The 3,600-nt window shown below is 54.1% G+C and carries 2 protein-coding genes and 2 pseudogenes; 1 reads left to right on the top strand and 3 read right to left on the bottom strand.

The annotated features are described in order from the left end of the window. Positions 1-91: 91 nt before the first annotated feature. The 3 genes and pseudogenes from MVD07_RS00450 to MVD07_RS00440 all read right to left on the bottom strand — a co-directional run bounded on the left by MVD07_RS00450 (position 92) and on the right by MVD07_RS00440 (position 3,016). A complete protein-coding gene (locus tag MVD07_RS00450) occupies positions 92-787 on the bottom strand; it encodes an MBL fold metallo-hydrolase (RefSeq protein ID WP_366078418.1) in 696 nt (231 codons plus the stop codon). Positions 788-925: 138 nt separating this feature from the next. Continuing rightward, a pseudogene (locus tag MVD07_RS00445) lies at positions 926-2,210 on the bottom strand (dicarboxylate/amino acid:cation symporter). Positions 2,211-2,317: 107 nt separating this feature from the next. Continuing rightward, a complete protein-coding gene (locus MVD07_RS00440) occupies positions 2,318-3,016 on the bottom strand; it encodes a biotin--[acetyl-CoA-carboxylase] ligase (RefSeq protein WP_297497125.1) in 699 nt (232 codons plus the stop codon). A gap of 90 nt (positions 3,017-3,106) precedes the next feature. On the opposite strand from MVD07_RS00440, the pseudogene MVD07_RS00435 reads away from it, so the two are divergent. After that, positions 3,107-3,600: pseudogene (locus tag MVD07_RS00435) on the top strand (fructose-bisphosphate aldolase); the annotation flags it as partial.

Genomic DNA, 3,600 nt, shown 5'->3' with positions numbered 1-3,600 from the left:
CCCCTGTGCTCGATTACGATGTAGTAGTTACTCTCGTCCTCGCGAGGGTCGTACTTTATCTTCGCAAGAACCTCCTTGACGGAGCCCTTCCTCACGGCATCACCCTCTTGAGGTTTCCCTTCCAGTCCTTTATAATCCAGCCATGGCCCGGGAGGCCAAAGTCCACCTCAAACCCGGTGAGCTTCCTGAGGCTCTTTCTGAGCTCATCCAAGCTCCCGGTTGGCAGGTTCATTCTTCCTACCGCTCTGTTGAAGACTGTGTCTCCAGTGAACATCAGTTTGGTATCTCCATCGAGGTAGAGGCAGGAACTGCCCGCCGTGTGGCCGGGCGTGTGAATAACATTTAACCTCAGCTTCCCCACCTTCAGCTCGTCCCCGTCCTTCAGCTTGATGTGAACTTCATGGGGCTTAAAGCGTTCCCCGTAGGCGTGGTCGAGGATTATCCCTGAGAGGCCCCGCTCAATGATTTCAGCGACTATCCTGTGTGTGGCAAAGGAGACCTTGATTCCAAGGCCCTCAAGGAGGCTTTTGAAGGTCAGGTTGCCCCCGATGTGGTCGAAGTGCTCGTGGGTGTTGAATATCACAACTTCCCTGAGGCCATTGAGGTAACCCTCTCCCGCTAAAAGCCCTATGTAGTCCCTGGCCCTCTTTCCCGTCCCGGTGTCCACTATCAGGGCTTCCCGGCCACTCCTTACGAAATAGATGTTGGAGTCCCAATCAAGTCCCTTGAGCATCACAGTGTTGGGAGGTATCTCAATGGGTACCAGCTCGGGCATTACAACCTCCAAGCTCTCACCTCCAAAAAGGGCTCGAGGGGGGACCGCATCTTCATCCCGGGGGGAGCGGGTCCCCGTCAGGAGGGATGAATCTCTTCATCGCCCAGAATATTTCCTCAAAGGGTTCAAAAAAGTTTGGAAGAAAGGGGATCACTTCCACTTGGACTCGTCCAGCTCGCCCTCGGTCTTCGCGACTATCGTCGTTCCGGTGAGGTCGCCGGTGACGTTCACCATGGTTCTGCCCATGTCGAGTATTGCGTCTATTCCGAGTATCATTGCATATGCCAAAGCCACCGGGCTTCCCGCGGTGAGGTTAAGGCCGACGCTCTGGAGAACCATCGCGAGCATTATTGCCCCAGCACCCGGGACTCCTGCAGTTCCTATCGATGCTAGGACTGCGGTGAGAACGACGACAAGCTGTTGGCCAAGCGTGAGCGGGTGGCCTATGGCGTTCGCCACGAACAGAACTGTAACGCCCTGGTAGAGGGCTGTTCCGTCCATGTTTATTGTTGCGCCAAGCGGAAGGGTAAAGGAGTAAATTCCCTTGTCAACGCCCATTCCCTCATCGGCGACGCGCATAGTTACCGGCAGCGTTCCGCTTGAGCTCCTTGTAACGAAGGCAGTGAGCATCGCATCCTTCGCCTTCTTAATGAACTTTATCGGGTCTAATCCAAAGATCTTCAGCAGGACGAAATAGACGAGTAGTATTTGGAGCGTTAAGCCTGTGTAAACCGCGGCGACGACCTTCGCTAAGGGGCCTATGACCTTGATCCCCTGCTCAGCCATAACGTAGGCGATGAGGGCAAAGACACCTATGGGTGCATACTGCATCACGCCGCCAACTATGAGGTACATCGCCTCAGCCAGGCCATCGAAGAACCTGAAGAGCGTCGTGCCTGCCGACTTGATCCTTTCATCGTTCTTGTTTGTGAGGTAAGTTATAGCTATTCCCAGGATTATCGCAAAGAATATGACAGGCAGAACCTCGCCCTTGGCCAGTGAAGCAAATGGGTTAGTTGGAACGATGTTCAGGAGTGTCTGGATAAGTGACGGCGGTTTAGCCTCTATAGCCTTTCCAGCTCCGGTTCCCAGGTGTATCCCTGTTCCGACCCTGAATGCCCTGCCTACTATGAGTCCGAAGAGAACTGCCATTGCTGACGTTAGGAGGTAGTAGATCACTATCTTAACCCCTACCCTCCCCAGTCGTGCGGGGCTTATGCTCGCCGCACCGACGACGAGCGAAGCCAAAACTATGGGCATCACTAACATCTTCAACAGGCGAACAAAGAGGTCACCGAAGGGCTTTATGTATGTTTTTACAGCCCCAGCATAGCCATAGTGGCCTACTATCAGACCGAAGACTGCACCGAGTATCAGCCCCCAGAGTATCCTTCCACAGAACCGGATAATCGAGGTATCTCCTGAGCAGGCCCATTGAAGCACCTCCTTTCAAGCGACAGCAGTTAAAGCTAAAAATAGCCATTATATTAAACTTCTGCAGAAAATTTTGATGAAATGACAAAAATTACCGGCTAAATGGGCTTAAAAGAACCTCAGCGAAACGTCGCCGTGGATTATTCTCTTCAGCCCGGAGGGCGTCTCGAGGAGCAGAGAGCCGTCCTCTAGGATGTCCGCGGCCCTCCCCGAGATAATCTCCCCATCCCTTATCACTTTGACAGCTTTTCCAAGGATTAGAGTCCTCCTTCTAGTTTCCTCTATCACCCTCAACGGCTCCTCCTTAAAGATCCTGTACCACCCTTCAAGGGCCTTGAGGAGGGCCGAGAGAACTTTTTCTAAGGAAATTTCCCTGCCGAGAACCCTCGCCATTGATGTCGCAGTCTCCCCGAGCTCCTCTGGTATCTTGTTGTTCACGTTCAGGCCGATCCCCATCACCACAAATTCCCCCGCCCTTCCCTCGGTCAGGATTCCGGCTATCTTCCTCTCTCCGACCCATATATCGTTGGGCCACTTAATCCATCCCCTTATCCCGAACTCAGCTAGAGCATCGAGAACAGCGAGTGCACCGACGAAGACAAGCCTCGGATCTGGCTTATCGGGCTTCAGGATGACACTCATCCAGAGCCCACCCTCTGGTGAAGTCCACTTTCTGCCCTTCCTCCCCCTCCCAGCAGTCTGACGCTTTGCTATGACAACGGTCCCTTCTGGGGATTTCTGGGCGATGTCCCTGGCGTAGTCGTTGGTCGAGCCGATCTCTTCAAGGCGTATGGTTTTCCACTCCATAACTATCACTCACCTTTCTGTGCGTTTCTTTAAACGGTTAGCGGGAAAAACCTTAAATTCTCAACGGATATATCACTCACGGTGGTTAGTATGGAAGCCTACCAGAGCATTGGGATCAAGAGAAGGCTGAGGAGGTTCTTCCGCAGGGACGGGAGGGCCTTAATCTTCGCGATGGATCACGGCTTCGAGCACGGGCCGACCGACTTCGAACCGGTCTGGGAGCACGTTAACCCGAGGGTAATCATAAGGAAGGTCGTCAGAGCTGGCATAGACGGCGTCATGATGCTCCCCGGGATAGCGAGGATTGCTGGGGACGAGGTCAAGCCGGACAGGGGGCTCATGATAAAGCTCACGAGCAAGACCAACCTCAGGCCGAAGAATGACCAGCTCCTCCAGAGCCAGCTCGGCTACGTTGAGGATGCAATAAAGCTCGGGGCAGATGCCATAGCAGCGACCGTCTACTGGGGCTCCTCACAGGAGGACATAATGATGCGCCAGTTCGCGGAGATAGCGAGCTACGCCCACGATCTCGGCTTCCCGGTTGTGCAGTTCGCCTACCCGCGCGGCCCGTACATCGACGAGCG

It is taken from the genome of Thermococcus sp. (genome assembly GCF_027008145.1).
GTDB lineage: Archaea > Methanobacteriota_B > Thermococci > Thermococcales > Thermococcaceae > Thermococcus.
The sequence above is the reverse complement of the archived record's forward strand: the minus strand, read 5'-3'. Positions and strand labels throughout refer to the sequence as shown.

Coding starts and splice junctions, on each gene's coding strand:
- MVD07_RS00440 (WP_297497125.1), bottom strand. CDS start 3,016: ATGGAGTGGAAAACCATACGCCTTGAAGAGATCGGCTCGACCAACGAC.